The following is an 18,776-nucleotide window of genomic DNA, read 5'->3' as shown; positions in this document are numbered from 1 at the left end:
CCTTTGGGAGAAGCGATGAAAGGAGTCGTACTCGCCGCATTCGCCGCCTCCATCCTGGCAGGCTGCGCCACAACGATTGGATTTCCACAAGGCATCCCTCCGGATGGCTATACCGAGCTGGTGTCCACGCCTCTCGGGCCATTCCGCTACTTCCGGTCTCTCTCCATTGTTCCAGGGCACAAGGACCTGCCCGCTCTGGAATCGTTTCACTGCACCAACACCCAGCACGGAATCCTGCTCTTGATGGCTGCAGGATCACAGATTGACGTTGCCGATACCTGTACGCGCATTGATGCAGCAGCGAAATTCTCCGAATCATGGATAGAAGCAAAGGCGAACAGATACCGGATTCTTCTCGTGCCAACGGATACCGCCGCGACGATACAGTCGCGTGCTTTGGGATCGTTCTCGGGTGGGAAGACATTGGCACTTGCGGCTTCGATACATGACGACCGCGGACGGACAGTTGCAAACCTTGTCGATCTGGTCGCACACGAGACATTCCATGCGCTGGGTCATGCCACAAGGCACCCTCAGGCGCTTGATGAACGCGTCGCCTACTACGCCGGGCTCTGCGCACAGCTTCAGGTAAATGGCGTTGTTCGAGAGGATTCGCTGCCTGGAGCCGCCATCGGCACGGACGACGCTGCAGTGCAGCTGTCTTCGCAAGCAGCCTATCGTGTCCGTCTCGAGACCTATCCCCTTCTCGCCGATGGCCGCATTCGAATGAATGAACAGTCTGGCGAACGTATGCTCCAGCGTTGCAACCAACTCAGAAGGGGTCTTACGAGGTCGCGTTGAACACGCCTGCAGACCCGCATTCTTTCCGGAACGGCAACGCACAAAAAACCCGCTATTTCAGCGGGTTGATTGTTCCCCGTAGACATGTGCGGATGCCAAGGGATCGAAGATGGTGCCGCTTATCCGAATCGAACGGATGACCTACTGTTTACAAGACAGTTGCTCTACCAACTGAGCTAAAGCGGCATGGGTGGTGCACCGGCGGCAGCGCCTCGGTCCGGGGATTCTAGCGCAACCGTGTGCATTCCAGCGACCGGCTCTGTGCCGCCCCGCTGCGCTGCTGGGCCTGGGCCGGCTGCGTGCCCGCCGCCAGCTGCCCTTCCAGCCACCACTGGCCGGCGTCACCGCTGGCGACCAGGCGCGGCTGGAAGCCTGCGGCCTGCACCGCCGCCATGCGGCGCTCGGCGCCTTCACGGTTGCGGTACTGGCCCAGCGCCACGGCGTTGATGTCCTCGCCCTGGCTGATGATGTAGTAGTCGCTCAGGCCGGCGGCGACGATACGCTTCACCGTGGCTTGGGCTTCTTCGCGGCTGGCGGCGGCCGGCAGCATCACCCGGAAACGTGCGCTGCCGCTGGCAGCAGGCTGTTCGCGCAGGCGCACCTGACTGATGACGTTGCCGGCCTTGCCTTGCGCACTGGTCACAGCAGCGCGGTCGGCGAACGGGCCCAGCGCGATGCAGCGCGGCGGCTCGGCAGCCACGGGCGGGGTTACGGGTTTTTCCGGCGCCGGGGCCGGTGCAGGCGGCGTTACCGGCTTGGCAGCGGCAGCAACCGGCGTAGCCTCAGCCACCTGTGGCTTGGCAATTTCCGGCGTGGCCGGTGCAGGCGTCGCAGCCACAGCGGTCTTCTCCGCCGGTTCGCGTTCCACCAGCGGCGCGGTCGGGGCAGCTGCGGTCGCTTCGGCGGCCGCAGCGGCATCCACGCCACCGGGCACCCACCGCAGCTCGGCTACGCCAGCCGGTTGCGGCGGCGGCGCGGGCGGTTGCGGTGCATCGCGCAGCAGCCACCAGCAGGCGACGCCAAGATTGAGGATGGCCAGTACGACGATCAGGGCACGGGTCAGCATGCGCGGATACTAGCCTGCGGGCTGGTGCACCGCCCAGCGGGCGAGGCCATCCAGCACCAGCGAGGGGTGGTAGTCGGCGCCGGGCAGCAACGGCATCAGCGCCGGTGCGCCGCCACCGTGCACCAGCAGCGACGGTGCCACGCCCAGCAGCGCATGCGCCTGCTGCGCGCTGCGTTCGATCAGCGCCACGGCGGCGCCATCGCAGCCGGAGGCCAGCGCATCGGCGGTGTCGTTGGCGAACTCGCTGTAGTCACCCCCGGTGGCCGGCAACTGCACGGCACGCGCGTGCAGCGCTTCACGCATGGTGGTGGGCGATGCGGAAATGCGCCCGCCGTGATGCTGGCCATTGGCGTCGAGCAGATCAATCGTCAGTGCGGTGCCCACGCCGACCACCAGCACCGGGCGCTGCGCCTTGGCTGCGGCCAGCAGGGCCAGGAAGCGGTCGACGCCGAACTTTTCCGGTTTGGCATAGGCAATGCGCACGCCGGCACATTCGGCGCTGGTGCGCACCACATGCACGTGTTCGAAGCGGCGCTGCAGCTGGTCCAGCATGGCGCTGGTCAGCGACGGTGCGGCCACGCTGGCCACGAACGCGGTGGTGCCGCTGGGCAGGCTGTGCGGCGGCTGTCCGGCCATGCCTTCGGCGCCGTGCGCCCAGGCCTGTACGTCGCCGGCGCGGTCACCCTGCAACGGCGCGAACTTGAAGCGCGAGTTGCCGAGGTCGAACAACCAATCGCTCATGCCGCCCTCACGCTGACTTCGCCCGCGTGCAGCAGACGTTCCTGGCCATCAATGCGCACGCGCAATGCGCCGTCATCGGCCAGGCCAAGTGCGGTGCCGTGCTGCCACTGCCCGTCCAGTTCCACGCGCACTTCGCGGCCGGCCAGCATGTCGAACGCGGCGTAGCGCGGCAGGAACGGAGCGAGGCCTTCGCGATCGAATTCTTCCAGCGCCGGCAGCAGGCGCGTCAGCACGGCAGCAACGACCACGTTGCGGTCCACCGGCTTGCCAGCCAGCGTGTCCAGATCCACCCACGGCTGGGTGATCTGCTCGGCGAACGACGGTGGCATATGCGTGTTGATGCCGATGCCGATCACCGCGCGCGCCGGGCCGGCGTACTCGCCACCGCCTTCTGCGAGCAGGCCGACCAGTTTGCGCTTGCCATCGACGATCAGGTCATTCGGCCACTTCAGCTGCGCCTGGGTGTAGCCCAGGTCGTGCAGCGCTTCGGCCACGGCGATACCGGCCACCAGGCTCAGCCCGGCCAGGCGGCCGAGGCCACCGGAGTACAGGCGCAGCACCGACAGGTAGATGTGCGCGGCCAGCGGCGAGGCCCAGGCACGGCCGCGACGGCCACGGCCGCCGGTCTGGCGTTCGGCCAGCAGGACGCTCACCCCGCGCTGGGGCGCGCTGCAACGCAGCAATTCGGCGTTGGTCGAGTCCACCGTCCAGGCCACCTGCAGGTCGTGCAGCAGCGGCATAACCTCTGCAGGCAGGCCTGCGCGGATCGCATCCGGGTCCAGCAGGTCGACCGGGCGGGTCAGGCCATAGCCTTCGCCAGCGCGGCCCTCGACGTCCACACCGGCGGCCCTAAGTCCTTGAATACGCTTCCAAATGGCCGCCCGGGTCTGACCCAGCTCACGGGCCAGGGCGTCGCCGGACAGGCGACCGGCAGCGAGTTTGGCCAGCAATTGGCGATCGTCCACGGCAGCTTCCACGAAGTCAGGAAGGAATTATGCGGGAAAGCCGCCAGCGACGCCCGCCACGCTGGGTTTCGCGGGGGCTTCCAACGGGGCGCCGGGTTCGGGCTAGAATCGGGAACTCACCCTCCCTTAACGTGGATGTCGTCAATGCGCCGTTATGCCCATTGCCTGATCCTGCTGATGATGCCCTTCGCGGCGTCTGCGACGGCAGCGCTGGACGACAGCCGTGGGGCCTGCGTGTCGTCCAACGGTGATGCCGCCTCGCAGCGCGCGCCCACCGCCAGCGCATCGGCCGCCAGCACCAAGGCGGCACCGGTACGCCCGGCGGCCAGCACCACCACCGGTGGCGGTGGCAGCGACGACGACATGCTGCCGCGCATCCGCGCGCCGAAGTGGCATAGCTATCTGCCGGGAATGTTCCGCTGATCAAGTCGTTGCTGCAGTGGCTGCGGCCTGCGCCGCGGCCGATCGACGATGCACTTTGGGATGACGCCTGCCGCCGCGCGGCCTGGCTGCACGGACTGGACGACGAACGCCGCGCGCGACTGCGTGTGCTGACCACGCGCTTCCTGCATGAGAAGACCATTACGCCGATTGGTGACCTGCAATTGCAGGCCGGCGACGGTGTGCTGCTGGCCGCGCTGTGCTGCCTGCCGCTGCTGGAATTCGGCGAGGTGGGACTGGAAGGCTGGTCGCAGCTGATCATCTACCCCGACGCATTCCGCGTGCACCGCAGCCACATGGATGCGGCCGGGGTGCTGCATGAGTGGGATGACGAATTGATTGGCGAATCGTGGGACAGCGGTCCGTTGATCCTGTCCTGGGCCGACGTGCAGGCCGACCTGGCGGCGCCGCACGAGGGCTACTGCGTGGCGGTGCACGAGATGGTGCACAAGCTGGATGCGCTGGATGGCGCGATGGACGGCACGCCGCCCCTGCCGCGCGCATGGCAGCGCGAATGGGCGGCCACGTTCCAGCAGGCTTACGATGCCTTCTGCGTGCGGGTGGATGCCGGCGAAGAGACGTTGATCGATCCGTATGCGGCCGAAGCGCCGGAAGAGTTCTTCGCGGTGACCAGCGAGTACCACTTCTCCGCGCCGGATCTGCTGCAGCAGGCGTTGCCGGAGGTCGCTGCACAACTGCGGCGGTTCTATGGCAATCCGCCGACGATCGAAACACGGTAGTGCCGGCCGCTGGCCGGCACCTTGGCAATGCCACCGAAGTTCATGAGGTTGCCGGCCAGCGGCCGGCACTACCGGAACACCCGCGCTGTTGCGCCAGGCGATGCCCCGCGGACGGGAACGCGCAGCTGCGGCGGTTCTATGGCGAGCCGCCGACGATCGAAACACGGTAGTGCCGGCCGCTGACCGGCACCTTGGCAATGCCACCGAAGATCATGGGGTTGCCGGCCAGCGGCCGGCACTGCCGGAACACCCGCGCTGTTGCGCCAGGCGATGCCCGGCGGGCGGGAACGCGCGGATTACGGCCCCGGCGGCAGGCGCACTTCGAAACGGGCGCCGCCCAGTTCCTCGGAGCGGCCTACAGCCAGTTCACCGCGATAATCCTTGATCAGGTCCTGCACGATCGACAGGCCGATACCGTGGCCCTGCACGCGCTCGTCGCCACGCACGCCACGCTGCAGCACCTTGCCGATGTCGTCCGGGGCGATGCCGGGGCCATCGTCGTCCACCGCCAGCAGCAGGCCGGCGCGGCGCGCGTTCGGTGCCGGCAGCGGCTGCGCGGTCAGCAGCACGCGGCGGTTGGCCCACTTGAAGGCGTTTTCCAGCAGGTTGCCGAGCAGTTCCTGCAGGTCGCCCGGTTCGCCGTGGAAACGCGCGGCCGGGTCGATATCGAATTCGCACAGCACGCCCTTCGAGGCATAGACCTTTTCCAGGCCACGCACGATTTCCTCGGCGTTGGATTCGATCGGCAGCGGCGCGGAGAACAGCTTGTGGCCCGACGACGCAGCACGTGCCAGCTGGTAGGAGACCAGGTTGTTCATGCGCTGCAGCTGCACGTCCAGCTCCTCGCGCAGCGCACCATCGCCCGCGCCGCTGTCCATCTGCGTGCGCAGCACTGCGATCGGTGTCTTCAGGCTGTGCGCCAGGTCGGCCAGGGTATTGCGCTGACGCTCGAGGTTCTCGCGCTCGCTTTCAATGAAGGCGTTGATGCTGTCGGTCAGGGGTTCCAGCTCGCGCGGGTGGCGCTCGCTCATGCGCGCGGTCTCGCCACGCTGCACCTTGGTCAGCTCGGTGATCACGCGACGCAGGGGCCGCAGGCTCCACTGCAGGATGACGGTCTGCAGCAGCAGCAGGATCAAGCCGATGCCACCCAGGTAGAACCACACCCGGCCACGGAACACCCGCAGCTGCGCACCCAGCGCGCGCGAGTCTTCCATCACGTAGATGGTGTACGGGAATTCGGTGGCGGGATCAGCGTCGGCGTCCCACACCAGGCCCAGGCCATAGCGGTACACCGAGCCCTGGCTGCCGTCGATCTGGATCATCGGCAGCGGGCCTTCGAACACTTCCTGGCGCGGCGCCAGCAGGCCACCGCCGACGGTGGGCAGCATCGGGCCTTCGGCAGACATCGAATTGCCCTTGCCGTGCGGCATCACCACCTGCAGGTACAGGCCGCTGCCGGGCACGTCGAAGCGCGAATCCGGTGGCTGCTCGCGGATGTACAGCGAGCGGTCGCGGGTGAAGTCGATGCCGGCCGCATAGGCGGTGGCGTAGTTCTTCAGGCGCTCACGCAGGTTCGCCTTCGCCGTATCGGCGAAGGCGGCGTCGAGCGCGTAACCGGCCAGCGCCAGGAACGCGACCAGGCCCACGGACGCGGCGAGCATCTGGCGCGCCTGCAGTGAGCGCGGCCGCCAGCGTCGGAAGAACCACAGACGGCCGGACATCATGGTATCGCCAGGGTGAGCCGGCTCAGCCCTCGTTGCGGGGGATCGCGAAACGGTAGCCGCGACCGCGCACGGTCTCGATCGGCTTCAGCTCGCCATCCGGATCCAGCTTCTTGCGCAGGCGGCCGATGAAGACCTCCAGCACGTTCGAGTCGCGGTCGAAGTCCTGCTGGTAGATGTGCTCGGTGAGATCGGCCTTCGAGACCAGTTCACCGGCATGCATCATCAGGTACTCCAGCACCTTGTACTCGTAGCTGGTCAGGTCGACATTGCTGCCGGCCACGCTGACGGTCTGGGCGGCGAGATCCAGCGCAACCGGGCCGCATTCCAGCGTCGGCTTGCTCCAGCCAGCGGCACGGCGCAGCAGCGCATTGACGCGGGCCAGCAGTTCTTCGACGTGGAACGGCTTGACCAGGTAATCGTCAGCGCCCTGCTTCAGGCCCTCGACCTTGTCCTGCCAGCTCGAACGCGCGGTCAGGATCAGCACCGGGAACTTCTTGCCTTCGTCACGCAGGGCCTTGATCAGCTCCATGCCCGACATCTTGGGCAGGCCGAGGTCGATGATGCCGACATCGAACGGAACTTCGCGCCCCATGTAGAGGCCTTCCTCGCCGTCCTGCGCAGCATCGACGGCAAAGCCTTCGCGCTTGAGCCGGGCTGCCAGGGTCTCACGCAGCGGGGCTTCGTCTTCGACCAGAAGGATACGCATGAACTCTCCCTAGTGTCCTGGGTGTGGCCCGGAGGCCTGTGGGGTACGGGTTGATAGCGACAACTATCCCTGTTCAGGGGTTATCGCCGCGTAGTGATGACATATCCGACCGCGGCGTGCGCGGCTGTGAACGCGACGGCGCGGGGTCGTCCATGTAGCGGACCCGGCCCCGATCGTCCATGTACTTCACCCGGTTGATATCACGACCATCGAACGGCACGCGCTCGGCGCCGAGGATGTGGCCGCCGGTGGTGCGCTGCACGCGGCGCACGGCATCGGACAGCGAACGCTCGTCGCCACGGTTGCCGCGCTCGCCCCGCTCCATCATCTCCGCCCGCCCCTGGTCGCCGCGCGGCGGCTGTTGCGCCAGCGCCGAAGACAGCGGCACAGCCGACAGGACCACGCAGGTGGCCAGGGCAATGCGGCGGTGGAAGGGAGCGGAAGACATCGATGCGATCCTAGCCGAGCACGGCGATTCGTTCAAAAGTCGTAAATCCGGCGCCGGGTTCGAAACCCAGCGTTTTACAAATCTTTTGCAAATTCTTGGTTTACAGCGGTGAATCCGGTCTGAACTTTTCCGGCCCTGTGCCCGAGTCGTTCAGCTAAGTGAACATTCGGGACGAATCGCCGTCCCTTGTCAAGTCAGGAATGTGACTGCGGTCACGCTGCGGCGCGATCAGCTTCGCGGTCGGTGACCGCCAAGGCCTGTTCGATCAGGCTCCAGCCGGCGCCGGGGCGGTGTGCGCCCTCGCTCAGCACCTGGCGGAATGCGCGCCCACCGGGTTGGCCGTGGAACAGGCCGAGCAGGTGGCGGGTGATGTGCTTCAGCGCCAGGCCTTCGCCCAGCCGCGCCTCGATGTAGGGGCGCATCGCGCGCAGCAGGTCGCCACGGGCCTGCAGCGGGGCGCCGGTGTGCAGCGCCTCCAGCTGATGCAGCAGGTAGGGGTCGTGGTAGGCCGCGCGGCCCAGCATCACGCCATCGACGTGCGCGGCCTGCGCCTGCACCGCCTCGATGCTGGCCAGGCCGCCGTTGATCACCACCGGCAGTGCCGAGCGCTCCCGCTTCAGGCGGTAGGCCCAGTCGTATTTGAGCGGGGGAACCTCGCGGTTCTCCTTCGGCGACAGGCCCTTCAGCCACGCGTTGCGCGCGTGCACCACCACCATCGCCGCACCGGCGGCGACCTGACGGTCGACGAAGGCGGCGAACACGTCGTAGTCGTTGTCCTCGTCCACGCCCAAGCGGCACTTCACCGTCACCGGGATATCAACCGCATCGACCATGGCCGCAACGCACTCGGCCACCAGCGCCGGCTCGCGCATCAGGCACGCGCCGAAGCGGCCGGCCTGCACGCGATCAGACGGGCAGCCGCAGTTGAGGTTGACCTCGTCATAGCCCCACTCGGCGGCAATACGCGCGGCCTGCGCCAGCAGCGCCGGATCACTGCCGCCCAGCTGTAGCGCCAGCGGCTGTTCGCTGCGGTCGAAGCCGAGCAGGCGCTCGCGGTCGCCGTGGATGACCGCGTTGGCGTGCACCATCTCCGTGTACAGGCGTACGCCCGGTGCCAGCACGCGGTGGAAAACGCGGCAATGGCGATCGGTCCAGTCCATCATCGGGGCGACGGACAGGCGCAGGGAATCGGCGTAACGGGCGGTGGCGGACGTCATCGGGGCATTGATCGTGGAGACTGGCATTGCCAGTGAGATCAATAGTTTACACCGGGCGGCTGAATGCGCCCGGTCAGCCGCGCGGCGAGCGCCGGTTGGGCCCGGCTCCGGCTGGCGGCCGGGGCGGGCTGGGCGGTGGCGGCGGACGCTTCCTGCCCTCGGGGAGCTTGGGGTTCGCGTTCTCCATGGATACGACCAACTGGTCCAGTGGTGGGTTGGAACCCTTCCTCAACTTAGCCATTGTCTGTCTCCTGGAGAATCTCGACCCACTGCACATCCACTGCGTGAATCAGTATGCCATCGAGCTGCGGAAGCTCGACCACGGCGGGGCTGGCCACGGGATCCGCTGCTGGATCGGCACCTTCATCGGGTGGATCCGCATCCACCAGCCAGGCCGGCATCTGCATGTAGAACTGTCCCGCAGCGGGGCTGATCGGCCACTCCTTGGGGTAGCCGGTCAATCGACGGCCATCCTTCAATTGCAGCACCACGAAGGCAGGACGCGTACCCAGCACGCAGTACCACTCGCTCGGGTGGGATGTCCTCGTGGTGAAGCCTGCGCGGCGGAGAACCCTGTGGAGGGAATCCTTGTTCGCAGCGAGGGCCAATCCTGCCCCCAGCAGTGCGGCGAGGACAAAACCCCATAGCAGGCTGCTGGTCTCGGTCCAGGTCCCCAGCACAAAGCAGCGACCCGCCAGCAGGAGCATCAGTTCGGTGAACTTGACCAGCACCTGGACCGCGAAGGTGAACACCAACGCTTCCACGGTCCGTTCGAACTGCGGCGGCTTGGGATGGGATGTCAGCCCATAGAACACCCATGCAGACAGGAAACCCGGCAGCAGAAAGGTCAGCAGCGTGGTGGCGTTGTTGAAGAGCGAATCCATTCCGGCAGAAGTACTCCGTCGTGAGGATCACAACGGAGCACGATCACAGCGATTCTTCCACCTTGGGTGGGGTTCACAGGCTGAAGATGCAGCAACCGCAACAGCGGCCATGGCGTTGCAGTTGCTCCACGAGAGCCGATAGCGTCAATGCGCGCTGCCAGCAGCGCCTTTGCCACCCACCTGCTCAATGAGGGTCTGGCTGGCCGCATTGAGCCCCACCACCGTCACCTCCGCACCATGCGTGGCCAACTTTTCCTGCGCCCGCTCCAGCGCGGCCACGGCAGTCAGGTCCCACAGGTGCGCATCGCGCAGATCAATCTGCACCTTCGGCGCCACGTGCTGGTAATCGAACGCTGCACCCAGCTGCCCTGCCGAGGCGAAGAACACCTGCCCGCGCACGCGATAGACCTGCGTGTCATCGGCATCGTCGCGCTGCACGTCCAGCATGCGGCCAACCTTGCGCGCGAAGAACAGGGCCGACAGCAGCACACCGCTGAGCACGCCCTTGGCCAGATCATGGGTGGCCACGGTGACCACCACGGTCAGCAGCATCACCGCAGAGGAACTGCGCGGATGCGTGCGCAGGTCGCGCAGCGAGCGCCAGCTGAAGGTGCCGATGCTGACCATGATCATCACCGCCACCAGCGCCGCCATCGGGATCTGCCGTACCAGATCGCTGCCGTACACCACCAGTATCAGCAGGAACACGCCGGCCACCAGGCAGGACAGGCGGCCGCGCCCACCGGAGGTCACGTTGATCACCGACTGGCCGATCATCGCGCAGCCGGCCATGCCGCCGAGGAAGCCGGTGACCGTATTCGCCACGCCCTGGCCAACACATTCGCGGTTGCGCTCGCTCGGCGTTTCGGTGATGTCCTCAACGATCTGCAGGGTCATCATCGATTCGAGCAGGCCGACCACGGCCAGCGTGGCCGACACCGGCAGCAGAATGCGCAGCGTCTCCCAGGTGAGCGGCACATCGGGCAGCAGGAAATGCGGCAGGCTGTCGGGCAGCTGGCCCATGTCACCGACGCTGCGTACGTCCACGCCGAAGCCGATCACCACGGCGGTCAGCACCACAATGGCCACCAGAGGCGACGGCACCGCGCGGGTAATGCGTGGCAGCAGGTAGATGATCGCCAGCGCGGCGGCGCACAGCACATAGACCGTAGGCCCGCGACCGATCAGCTCGGGCATCTGTGCCAGGAAGATCAGGATCGCCAGCGCGTTGACGAAGCCGGTGATGACCGAGCGCGAGACGAAGCGCATCAACGAGCCCAGCTTGAACACGCCGGCCAGCACCTGCAGCAGGCCGGCCAGGATGCTGGCGGCGAACAGGTACTGCAGGCCGTGGTCCTTGACCAGGTCGACCATCACCAGCGCCATTGCACCGGTGGCGGCGGAGATCATGCCAGGGCGGCCGCCAGCAATAGCGGTGATGACGGCAATCGAGAACGCGGCGTACAGGCCAACCTTGGGGTCGACGCCGGCAATGAGCGAGAACGCGATGGCCTCGGGAATCAGGGCCAGGGCGACGACGATGCCGGACAGCAGGTCGCCACGGATGTTGCCGAGCCATTGCTGGCGCAGGGGGTAGGACGTTTGCATGGGAAAGCTCCGCGCACAGGCGGGCGTGGCCGCATGGCGCTGCAGTGGAAAGACACGGGTTCCTGAGCCGGGCAGGCCGGCTGCCGATGTGCGGCAAGGGTCAGGGTGGCGTGATCACTGCAGGCGGGCGTCGGTACGTGGGAGGCGCGCAGTCTACGGGAAGCGGCCCTACGGGGGTAGCGCGGTTGGCCGGCGAAGGCAGCGAAAGGCAGCGGAGCCTGGCTCCGCTCTACAATTGAACCATGGCCGCCAACCGCCCGCAGTTCTTCGACCCCGCCACCGAACAGGGCGTGCTGCGCCTGTCGATCGCCGCCTCTCTGCTGCTGGCCGCGGCGGCGGTGGTGTTCGGCCTACTGGCCAGTTCTTCGCTGATCATCTTCGACGGCATCTACGGCCTGATCGACGTGGTGATGACCTGGCTGTCACTGCTGGTGGCGCGCCTGATCGCGCTGTCCACGCAGACCGATGCGCTGCAATCGCGGCTCAACCAGCGCTTCACCATGGGCTTCTGGCACCTGGAGCCGATCGTGCTGGGGGTGAGCGGCACACTGATGATCGGTGCGGCGCTGTATGCGCTGGTCAATGCGGTGGACGCGTTGATGTCCGGGGGCCGCCACATCGCCCTCGGCCCGGCCATTGCCTTCGCCGGGCTGTCGATCGTGGGCGAAGGCGCACTGGCCTGGTTCATCCTGCGCGCCAACCGCCGCATCGGCTCGGAGTTCATCGCATTGGACGCGAAGAACTGGGTGATCGCGGCCAGCATGTCGGCCTGCTACCTGCTGGCTTTCCTCGGCGGCGTACTGGTGCAGGGCACGTCGCTGGCGTGGGTCGGGCCGTACATCGACCCGGCCATCCTCGCCTTCGTCTGCGTGCTGGTGATGATCGCCCCGCTCGGCACAGTGAGGCGGGCGCTGGCCGGCATCCTGCTGGTCACCCCGCCGGAACTGCAGGCCCATGTGGATGCAGTGGCACGCGGGATCGTGGCCAAGCACGGCTTCGTCGAGCACCGCAGCTACGTGGCCCAGGTGGGGCGTGGCGAGCAGATCGAGCTGTTCTTCGTGGTACCGGAAAACGACCCGCCGCGGCCCCTGGTGGAATGGGACCAGCTGCGCGACGAGATCGGCGATGCACTGGGCGAGGCCTCGCCGGACCGCTGGCTGACCATCATGTTCACCACCGACCGCGAATGGACGATCTAGGCTGGCAGGACGATCAATCAAATTTTTCGTACGCATTGCAACCCAACGTACGCGGAAACCGGGCAAAGTAGGCTCCATCGCAACACCCACCCACCGACCAGGAGCATCCCGATGTCCATCGAAAAGGTTCTGTACACCGCCCAGGCCACCTCCACCGGCGGCCGTGAAGGCCGTTCCGTCTCCTCCGACAACGTGCTGGATATCCAGCTGTCGACCCCGCGCGAGCTGGGCGGCGCCGGCGGCCCGGGCACCAACCCGGAACAGCTGTTCGCGGCCGGCTACTCGGCTTGCTTCCTGGGCGCGCTGAAGTTCGTGGCCGGCCAGGCCAAGGTCGCGCTGCCGGCCGACACCACGGTGACCGGCAAGGTCGGTATCGGCCAGATCCCGACCGGTTTCGGCATCGAAGCCGAGCTGACCATCAGCGCTCCTGGCGTGCCGCGCGAGCAGCTGGAAGAACTGGTGCAGAAGGCACACATCGTGTGCCCGTACTCGAATGCCACGCGCGGCAACATCCACGTGACGCTGGTCGTTGCCTGATGGGGTGATGCCGGCCAGCGGCCGGCACTACCCGCGCCAGAGCAAAAAAATGGGCGGATGCCGGTCGAAACCGAACATCCGCCCATCCCACCTTCGTTGTCCCGCACGGGGGCATGAGGTTGCCGGCCAGCGGCCGGCACTACCAGGTCACGTCTCGCTGGTGATCAGCTGCACGACGCTGGAGAAGTCCAGCTTGCCGCGGCCGGCCTGGTGGTTCATCGAGTACAGGTTGCGGGCCACTTCGCCCAGCGGGATCGAGGCGCCGACACTCATCGCCGCTTCCACCGCCAGGCCCATGTCCTTCAGCATCAGATCACTGCCGAAGCCGCCGCTGTAGCCGCGCGAGGCCGGGGCGTTTTCCAGCACGCCCGGCCACGGGTTGCACACTTCGGTGGCCCAGCTGCGGCCGGTGCTGACCGCCATCATCTGCGACAGCACCTTCGGGTCCAGCCCGTGCGCCACGCCGAGGGCGATGGCTTCACCGGTGACGGCCATGATCACGCCCAGCGCCATGTTGTTGCACAGCTTGGCCACCTGGCCGGCACCACTGGCGCCGACATGGAAGATGTTCTTGCCCATCGCCTGCAGCACCGGGCGCGCACGTTCCAGCGCGTCCTCCTCACCACCGACGATGAAGGTCAGGGTGCCGGCCTGGGCACCGGCGGTACCGCCGGACACCGGTGCGTCGATCATCTGCAGGCCACGTGCGGCAGCGGCTTCGGAAACCTTGCGGGCGCTGGCCGGGGCGATCGTGCTGCAGTCGATGACCAGTGCGCCGGCCGGAATCGCGGCAAGAATGCCGTCATCGCCCAGGTACACGCCTTCGACGTGGCGGCTGGCCGGCAGCATCGAGATCACCACCTCGGCATCGGCCAGGGTTTCGCGCGCCGATGCGGCCGCGCTGGCGCCAGCATCGACGGCGGCCTGCACCGCGGCCGGGACCAGATCGAACACGCGCACGGTGTGGCCGTTCTTGACCAGATTGGCGGCCATCGGGCCACCCATGTTGCCCAACCCGATGAATGCAATGCGGCTCATGCAAGGCTCCTTTCAACAAGGGGAGTGCCCAGGTCGGCCAGCGGATGCGCGGCATCGGCCCAGGGGGAAGCGAAGAAGGTGTCGGCCCACGCGCCGGTGGCCTCGGCCAGGGTGGCCGGGTTCCACTGCGGATTGCGGTCCTTGTCGATCAGCAGCGCGCGGATGCCTTCGGCGAAATCACCGTGGGCGGCGCAATGCAGGGCGACGATGTACTCCAGGCGATAGATCGCGGCAAGGTCCTGGCCGGCACTGCGGCGCTGCAGTTCGTACGACAACCGTGCCGAACCCGGTGCACCGGCGGCGAGGGTCTTCTGTGCCGCCTGCAGCCAGGCATCGTCGGTCTGCAGAGTGGAGATGCGGCCGATGATCGCGGAGAGGTCATCGCCTTCGCACAGCGCATCGACCTGCGCCGCATTGGCCAGCAGCGGACCGGTCGCGGCGTCACTGGCATGCGACTGCAGCAGATGGCTGAGGCGTTCGTGGTTGTGTGCGGCGTTGCTGGACCACGCGACCTGCAGCAGCGCATCGAACACCGCGCTGCGGCGTTCTTCGGCAACATGCACGTCGGCCAGGCCGGCGTAGATGGCGTCGCCCGGGTTCAGCAGCGCGCCGGTCAGGGCCAGGAACAGGCCGCCCTTGCCCGGCACGCGCGGCAGCAGCCAGCTGCCACCCACATCGGGGAAAAGGCCGACGGTGATTTCCGGGAAGGCCAGCTTGGAGCGCTCGCTGACCACGCGGTGGCTGGCGCCGGACATCAGGCCGATGCCGCCGCCCATCACGATGCCGTGGCCCCAGCACAGGATCGGCTTGGCGTAGGTGTGGATGAGGTAATCGACGCGGTATTCAACGTCGAAGAACTCAGCGGCGTAGTCGTTCTCGCGGATGTCGCTGCGGCCGGCCTCGCGGAAGTCGACCATGCTCTTGTACAGGCTGTGCAGGTCACCGCCGGCGCAGAACGCCTTTTCGCCGGCACCCTGCAGCACCACCATGGCGATGCCATCGTCGTCGGCCCAGGCATTCAACTGCTTCAGCAGCAGGTGTGCCATCGGCAGCGAGAAACCGTTGAGCGTACGCGGCGCATTGAGCGTGGCGATGCCGATGCGCGTGCCATTGCCAGCCACGCGCTCTTCGAACAGCACCGGTGCGTCGTCGGCAGCGGTGTCGGTGCTCATGCGTTCTTCCACTGCGCAGCGCGCTTTTCCAGGAAGGCGGTCACGCCCTCGACCTGGTCGGCGGTGTCGAACAGGTCGACGAAGGCTTCGCGTTCGGCCACCAGCGCCGAAGCGTGGGTACCGGTGCGGGTGGCCTGCACCAGAGTCTTGCAGGCGGCGATGCTGGTCGGGCTCTGCTTGCCGGCCTTCTTCGCCCATTCCAGCGCCAGCGCCTTGGCTTCGCGCTTGCCGACCTTTTCTTCGGCCAAGCCAATGCGCAGTGCGGTGTCGGCGTTGATGCGCTCGCCCAGCAGGATCATGCGCTTGGCCCAGCCCTCGCCGACCAGGCGCGGCAGGTTCTGGGTGCCACCGGCGCACGGCAGCAGGCCGACGGTGGCCTCCGGCAGCGCAACCTGGGCATGGTCTTCAATGATGCGCAGGTCGCAGGCCAGCGCGCATTCCAGGCCACCGCCCATGGCGTAGCCGTTGATCGCGGCAATCGACACGCCACGGAAACCGGACAGCGCTTCGAAGGCTTCACCGAAGCGGCGCGCGGCTTCACGCGCAGCGGCCTTGTCGCCGGAGGCGAACTGGTTGAGATCGGCACCGGCGGAGAAGAACTTCTCGCCGTCACCGGTGATCACCAGCGCGTAGATCTCGCGGTCTGCGTTGAGCGCGCCGACCAGATCACGCAGCGCCGACAGGCTGTGCACAGTCCAGGTATGCGCCGGCGGGTTGTTCAGGGTGACCACGGCGGTGTGGCCATCCACCTCCACCTTCAAGCCCACGTGCTCCTGGGTACGCCAATCCTTCATCGCAGTTCCTCTTCGGTGTTGAGCAGGTGACGGGCAACGATCACCCGCATGATCTCGTTGGTGCCTTCCAGGATCTGGTGCACGCGGCAGTCACGCAGCAGGCGCTCGATCGGATATTCGCGGATGTAGCCGTAGCCACCGTGGATCTGCAGTGCTTCGTTGCAGACGTTGAAACCGGCATCGGTGGCGAAGCGCTTGGCCATCGCGCACCACACGTTGGCGTCGCTGGCACCGGCATCGAGCTTGCGCGCAGCGGTGTGCACCATCTGCCGGGCGGCCACCAGCTGGGTGACCATGTCGGCCAGCTTGAACTGCAGTGCCTGGAACTCGGCCAGTGCCTTGCCGAACTGGCGGCGCTCGCCCATGTAGCGGCGTGCAGCGTCCAGCGCACCCTGCGCGGCGCCCAGCGAGCAGGCGGCGATGTTGATGCGGCCGCCATCGAGCCCCTTCATCGCCAGCTTGAAGCCGCCGCCTTCCTCTCCCAGAAGGTGGCTGACCGGTACGCGGACGTTTTCGAAGGTGATGCCACGGGTGGGCTGGCTGTTCCAGCCCATCTTCTCTTCCTTGCGGCCGAAGCTGATGCCCGGCAGGTCGGCCGGCACCGCAATGGCGCTGACACCGCCGGCACCGGCACCACCGGTACGCGCCATCACCACCAGCAGTTCGGTGGCACCGGCGCCGGAAATGAAGGCCTTCGAGCCGTTCAGCACATAGAAGTCACCATCGCGCACGGCGGTGGTCTTCAACGACGCCGCATCGGAACCGGCACCCGGTTCGGTCAGGCAGTACGAGGCCAGCTTGTTGCCCGAAGACAGATCGGTGCCCCACGCATCGCGCAGTGCCGGCTGGCCCCACTTGGACACCATCCACGAGGCCATGTTGTGGATGCTGATGTACGCCGCGGTCGACGGATCGACGTTGGCGAGCTCCTCGATGACGACGGCGGCGTCCAGTCGGCTCAAGCCGCTGCCGCCCACTTCCGGGTCCATGTACAGGCCGCAGAAGCCCAGTTCACCGGCCTTGGCGATCGCCTCGCGCGGAAAGATGCCCTCCGCATCCCATCGCGCGGCGTGCGGCGCCAGTTCGGCCTGTGCGAAGTCGCGCGCCGCCTCGCGGTACGCCTGCTGCGCTTCTTCCAGTTCCGTCGTCATCGAGTGGCTCATGGCTGCTCCTGCCGTTACTTCAGGCTGATCGTGGTGTTGACGCCGTGGCTCAGCGTCTCGTCATCGAACCAGCGCGCGGTGACCGTCTTGGTCTGGGTGTAGAACAGCACCACCTGCTTGCCGTACGGGCCCAGGTCGCCCAGCTTGGACGCACGCGAACCGGTGAACGAGAACAGCGGCACCGGCACCGGGATCGGCACGTTGATGCCGACCTGGCCGACGTCGATGTCTTCCTGGAACTTGCGCGCGGCGGCGCCGGACTGGGTGAACAGTGCGGTGCCGTTGCCGTTCGGGTTGCTGTTGACCATCGCGATGGCCTCTTCCAGCGTCTCCGCTTCGAGGATGACCAGCACCGGCCCGAAGATTTCTTCCTGGTAGATGCGCATGTCGGTGGTGACACCGGCAAAGATGGTCGGGCCGACGAAGTTACCCTTCTCGAAACCATCGACCTGCGGCTTGCGGCCATCCAGCACCAGCTTGGCGCCCTGCTCCACGCCCGAGGCGATCAGGCCTTCCACGCGCTCGCGGGCGCTGCAGGAAATGACCGGCCCGACGTCGGTGCCGGCGACGGTGCCGCCGCTGACCTTCAGGCTCTTGGCCTTGGTGACCAGGTCCTGCACCCAGTTGCGTGCTTCACCGACCAGCACCAGCGTGGAGGCCGCCATGCAGCGCTGGCCCGCGGCACCAAAGGCGGCACCGACCATCGCGTTGAGGGTCTGTTCCTTGTTGGCGTCCGGCAGCACCACGGCGTGGTTCTTGGCGCCCATCATGCACTGCACGCGCTTGCCGGCCAGCGAGGCACGGTTGTAGACGTGGGTGCCGACGCGGGTGGAACCGACGAACGACACGGCCTTGATGTCCGGGTGGTCGCAGATCGCGTTGACCACTTCCTCGCCGCCGTGGACGACGTTCAGCACGCCCTTCGGAATGCCTGCTTCCAGCGCAAGCTCGACCAGGCGCATGGTGACCATCGGGTCCTGCTCGGACGGCTTGAGGATGAAGGTGTTGCCCGTTGCAATCGCCATCGGGAACATCCACAGCGGGATCATCGCCGGGAAGTTGAACGGGGTGATGCCGGCGCACACGCCCAGCGGCTGCATGATCGTATAGGTATCCACGCCATTGGCCACGTTGTTGGCCAGCTCGCCCAGCTGCAGGTTGCCGATGGCGGCGGCGTGCTCGACCACTTCCAGGCCGCGGAACACATCGCCTTCGGCGTCCGGCAGGGTCTTGCCCTGTTCGGCGGTAAGGATGTGGGCCAGCTCGCTCATGTTTTCGCGGATCAGCTGCTGGTACTTCAGGAAGATGCGCGCACGGGTGCCGATCGGGGTCTTGCGCCAGGTCTTGAAGGCTTCCTTGGCGGCGGCGACGGCGGCGTCCACTTCGCCGGTGGTGGCGAACGGCACCTTGGCCAGCACGTCCTGGGTGGCCGGATTGATCACGTCCTGCCAGTGGGAGGTGGCCGATTCAACGAACTGGCCATCGATCAGCATGCGGATACGGGGCGCTGCAACAGTCATGACGACAATCCC

At 66.8% G+C, this 18,776-nt stretch carries 19 protein-coding genes and 1 tRNA gene; 5 read left to right on the top strand and 15 right to left on the bottom strand.

The features are described from left to right. Positions 1 to 15: 15 nt before the first annotated feature. Positions 16 to 801: a hypothetical protein gene (locus tag ACMZ91_RS15760; protein ID WP_414577822.1), complete on the top strand. Its 786-nt coding sequence runs from the start codon at positions 16 to 18 to the stop codon at positions 799 to 801. A 110-nt stretch (positions 802 to 911) separates the two neighbouring features. On the opposite strand, the gene ACMZ91_RS15755 is transcribed toward ACMZ91_RS15760, so the two are convergent. From ACMZ91_RS15755 to birA, 4 genes are all read right to left on the bottom strand, one after another. Continuing rightward, positions 912 to 987, bottom strand: a tRNA-Thr gene (locus ACMZ91_RS15755). A 40-nt stretch (positions 988 to 1,027) separates the two neighbouring features. Next, positions 1,028 to 1,867 (bottom strand): SPOR domain-containing protein, encoded by an 840-nt coding sequence (locus tag ACMZ91_RS15750; RefSeq protein WP_414577824.1) that lies wholly within the window; start codon positions 1,865 to 1,867, stop codon positions 1,028 to 1,030. A gap of 9 nt (positions 1,868 to 1,876) precedes the next feature. Further along, complete coding sequence (locus ACMZ91_RS15745; RefSeq protein ID WP_012509777.1) at positions 1,877 to 2,608, bottom strand: type III pantothenate kinase; 732 nt, start codon at positions 2,606 to 2,608, stop codon at positions 1,877 to 1,879. Next, the gene (birA, locus tag ACMZ91_RS15740; protein ID WP_049399854.1) at positions 2,605 to 3,573 is read right to left on the bottom strand and encodes a bifunctional biotin--[acetyl-CoA-carboxylase] ligase/biotin operon repressor BirA; all 969 of its coding nucleotides are present in this window, start codon (positions 3,571 to 3,573) and stop codon (positions 2,605 to 2,607) included. Before birA ends, ACMZ91_RS15745 begins: the two co-directional genes overlap by 4 nt. 144 nt (positions 3,574 to 3,717) lie before the next feature. Here birA and ACMZ91_RS15735 point away from each other — a divergent pair, with 144 nt between their 5' ends. Continuing rightward, the gene (locus ACMZ91_RS15735) at positions 3,718 to 3,996 is read left to right on the top strand and encodes a hypothetical protein (protein ID WP_049399853.1); all 279 of its coding nucleotides are present in this window, start codon (positions 3,718 to 3,720) and stop codon (positions 3,994 to 3,996) included. An 8-nt stretch (positions 3,997 to 4,004) separates the two neighbouring features. Then, entirely contained in the window at positions 4,005 to 4,754 is a 750-nt protein-coding gene (locus tag ACMZ91_RS15730; protein WP_414577827.1) for a M90 family metallopeptidase, read from the top strand. 296 nt (positions 4,755 to 5,050) lie between these two features. Here the strand turns inward: ACMZ91_RS15730 and ACMZ91_RS15725 are convergent, their stop codons facing one another. The 6 genes from ACMZ91_RS15725 to ACMZ91_RS15700 form a co-directional block, all read right to left on the bottom strand. Next, positions 5,051 to 6,475 carry an ATP-binding protein gene (locus ACMZ91_RS15725; RefSeq protein WP_032128221.1) on the bottom strand — a complete coding sequence of 475 codons (1,425 nt, stop codon included), beginning with the start codon at positions 6,473 to 6,475 and terminating at the stop codon, positions 5,051 to 5,053. Between the two features lie 25 nt (positions 6,476 to 6,500). Beyond that, complete coding sequence (locus ACMZ91_RS15720; RefSeq protein WP_004136763.1) at positions 6,501 to 7,184, bottom strand: response regulator transcription factor; 684 nt, start codon at positions 7,182 to 7,184, stop codon at positions 6,501 to 6,503. A gap of 73 nt (positions 7,185 to 7,257) precedes the next feature. Next, the gene (locus tag ACMZ91_RS15715; RefSeq protein ID WP_049399851.1) at positions 7,258 to 7,632 is read right to left on the bottom strand and encodes a hypothetical protein; all 375 of its coding nucleotides are present in this window, start codon (positions 7,630 to 7,632) and stop codon (positions 7,258 to 7,260) included. Positions 7,633 to 7,844: 212 nt separating this feature from the next. Beyond that, complete coding sequence (dusA, locus tag ACMZ91_RS15710; protein ID WP_149909325.1) at positions 7,845 to 8,876, bottom strand: tRNA dihydrouridine(20/20a) synthase DusA; 1,032 nt, start codon at positions 8,874 to 8,876, stop codon at positions 7,845 to 7,847. A 206-nt stretch (positions 8,877 to 9,082) separates the two neighbouring features. Next, a complete protein-coding gene (locus ACMZ91_RS15705) occupies positions 9,083 to 9,733 on the bottom strand; it encodes a DUF6338 family protein (protein ID WP_049463050.1) in 651 nt (216 codons plus the stop codon). Between the two features lie 144 nt (positions 9,734 to 9,877). Next, entirely contained in the window at positions 9,878 to 11,341 is a 1,464-nt protein-coding gene (locus ACMZ91_RS15700) for a SulP family inorganic anion transporter (protein WP_049463051.1), read from the bottom strand. Between the two features lie 242 nt (positions 11,342 to 11,583). Here ACMZ91_RS15700 and ACMZ91_RS15695 point away from each other — a divergent pair, with 242 nt between their 5' ends. Both ACMZ91_RS15695 and ACMZ91_RS15690 read left to right on the top strand, forming a co-directional pair. Beyond that, positions 11,584 to 12,540 (top strand): cation diffusion facilitator family transporter, encoded by a 957-nt coding sequence (locus tag ACMZ91_RS15695; protein ID WP_049463052.1) that lies wholly within the window; start codon positions 11,584 to 11,586, stop codon positions 12,538 to 12,540. A gap of 111 nt (positions 12,541 to 12,651) precedes the next feature. Beyond that, a complete protein-coding gene (locus ACMZ91_RS15690; protein WP_414577829.1) occupies positions 12,652 to 13,077 on the top strand; it encodes an organic hydroperoxide resistance protein in 426 nt (141 codons plus the stop codon). Positions 13,078 to 13,224: 147 nt separating this feature from the next. On the opposite strand, the gene mmsB is transcribed toward ACMZ91_RS15690, so the two are convergent. The 5 genes from mmsB to ACMZ91_RS15665 are packed head-to-tail and all read right to left on the bottom strand — an operon-like array spanning position 13,225 to position 18,764. Next, the gene (gene mmsB, locus ACMZ91_RS15685) at positions 13,225 to 14,115 is read right to left on the bottom strand and encodes a 3-hydroxyisobutyrate dehydrogenase (protein ID WP_414577831.1); all 891 of its coding nucleotides are present in this window, start codon (positions 14,113 to 14,115) and stop codon (positions 13,225 to 13,227) included. Beyond that, positions 14,112 to 15,287, bottom strand: a complete 1,176-nt coding sequence (locus ACMZ91_RS15680; RefSeq protein WP_049463055.1) for an enoyl-CoA hydratase/isomerase family protein — start codon at positions 15,285 to 15,287, stop codon at positions 14,112 to 14,114. The genes mmsB and ACMZ91_RS15680 overlap by 4 nt, the downstream gene beginning before the upstream one ends. Further along, complete coding sequence (locus ACMZ91_RS15675) at positions 15,284 to 16,081, bottom strand: enoyl-CoA hydratase (RefSeq protein WP_049463056.1); 798 nt, start codon at positions 16,079 to 16,081, stop codon at positions 15,284 to 15,286. Before ACMZ91_RS15675 ends, ACMZ91_RS15680 begins: the two co-directional genes overlap by 4 nt. Beyond that, positions 16,078 to 17,244, bottom strand: coding sequence for an acyl-CoA dehydrogenase family protein (locus ACMZ91_RS15670; protein ID WP_071229412.1), 1,167 nt, complete (start codon positions 17,242 to 17,244; stop codon positions 16,078 to 16,080). Before ACMZ91_RS15670 ends, ACMZ91_RS15675 begins: the two co-directional genes overlap by 4 nt. 14 nt (positions 17,245 to 17,258) lie before the next feature. Next, positions 17,259 to 18,764: a CoA-acylating methylmalonate-semialdehyde dehydrogenase gene (locus tag ACMZ91_RS15665; RefSeq protein ID WP_125895188.1), complete on the bottom strand. Its 1,506-nt coding sequence runs from the start codon at positions 18,762 to 18,764 to the stop codon at positions 17,259 to 17,261. Positions 18,765 to 18,776: the final 12 nt, after the last annotated feature.

Source organism: Stenotrophomonas sp. FR024, from assembly GCF_047500745.2.
GTDB lineage: Bacteria > Pseudomonadota > Gammaproteobacteria > Xanthomonadales > Xanthomonadaceae > Stenotrophomonas > Stenotrophomonas maltophilia_A.
This window is presented reverse-complemented; position numbering and strand designations above follow the sequence as displayed.

Coding starts and splice junctions, on each gene's coding strand:
- dusA (WP_149909325.1), bottom strand. CDS start 8,876: ATGCCAGTCTCCACGATCAATGCCCCGATGACGTCCGCCACCGCCCGT.
- ACMZ91_RS15690 (WP_414577829.1), top strand. CDS start 12,652: ATGTCCATCGAAAAGGTTCTGTACACCGCCCAGGCCACCTCCACCGGC.
- ACMZ91_RS15675 (WP_049463056.1), bottom strand. CDS start 16,081: ATGAAGGATTGGCGTACCCAGGAGCACGTGGGCTTGAAGGTGGAGGTG.
- mmsB (WP_414577831.1), bottom strand. CDS start 14,115: ATGAGCCGCATTGCATTCATCGGGTTGGGCAACATGGGTGGCCCGATG.
- ACMZ91_RS15720 (WP_004136763.1), bottom strand. CDS start 7,184: ATGCGTATCCTTCTGGTCGAAGACGAAGCCCCGCTGCGTGAGACCCTG.
- ACMZ91_RS15715 (WP_049399851.1), bottom strand. CDS start 7,632: ATGTCTTCCGCTCCCTTCCACCGCCGCATTGCCCTGGCCACCTGCGTG.
- ACMZ91_RS15760 (WP_414577822.1), top strand. CDS start 16: ATGAAAGGAGTCGTACTCGCCGCATTCGCCGCCTCCATCCTGGCAGGC.
- ACMZ91_RS15670 (WP_071229412.1), bottom strand. CDS start 17,244: ATGAGCCACTCGATGACGACGGAACTGGAAGAAGCGCAGCAGGCGTAC.
- ACMZ91_RS15745 (WP_012509777.1), bottom strand. CDS start 2,608: ATGAGCGATTGGTTGTTCGACCTCGGCAACTCGCGCTTCAAGTTCGCG.
- ACMZ91_RS15725 (WP_032128221.1), bottom strand. CDS start 6,475: ATGTCCGGCCGTCTGTGGTTCTTCCGACGCTGGCGGCCGCGCTCACTG.
- ACMZ91_RS15700 (WP_049463051.1), bottom strand. CDS start 11,341: ATGCAAACGTCCTACCCCCTGCGCCAGCAATGGCTCGGCAACATCCGT.
- ACMZ91_RS15735 (WP_049399853.1), top strand. CDS start 3,718: ATGCGCCGTTATGCCCATTGCCTGATCCTGCTGATGATGCCCTTCGCG.
- ACMZ91_RS15695 (WP_049463052.1), top strand. CDS start 11,584: ATGGCCGCCAACCGCCCGCAGTTCTTCGACCCCGCCACCGAACAGGGC.
- ACMZ91_RS15665 (WP_125895188.1), bottom strand. CDS start 18,764: ATGACTGTTGCAGCGCCCCGTATCCGCATGCTGATCGATGGCCAGTTC.
- ACMZ91_RS15750 (WP_414577824.1), bottom strand. CDS start 1,867: ATGCTGACCCGTGCCCTGATCGTCGTACTGGCCATCCTCAATCTTGGC.
- ACMZ91_RS15680 (WP_049463055.1), bottom strand. CDS start 15,287: ATGAGCACCGACACCGCTGCCGACGACGCACCGGTGCTGTTCGAAGAG.
- ACMZ91_RS15705 (WP_049463050.1), bottom strand. CDS start 9,733: ATGGATTCGCTCTTCAACAACGCCACCACGCTGCTGACCTTTCTGCTG.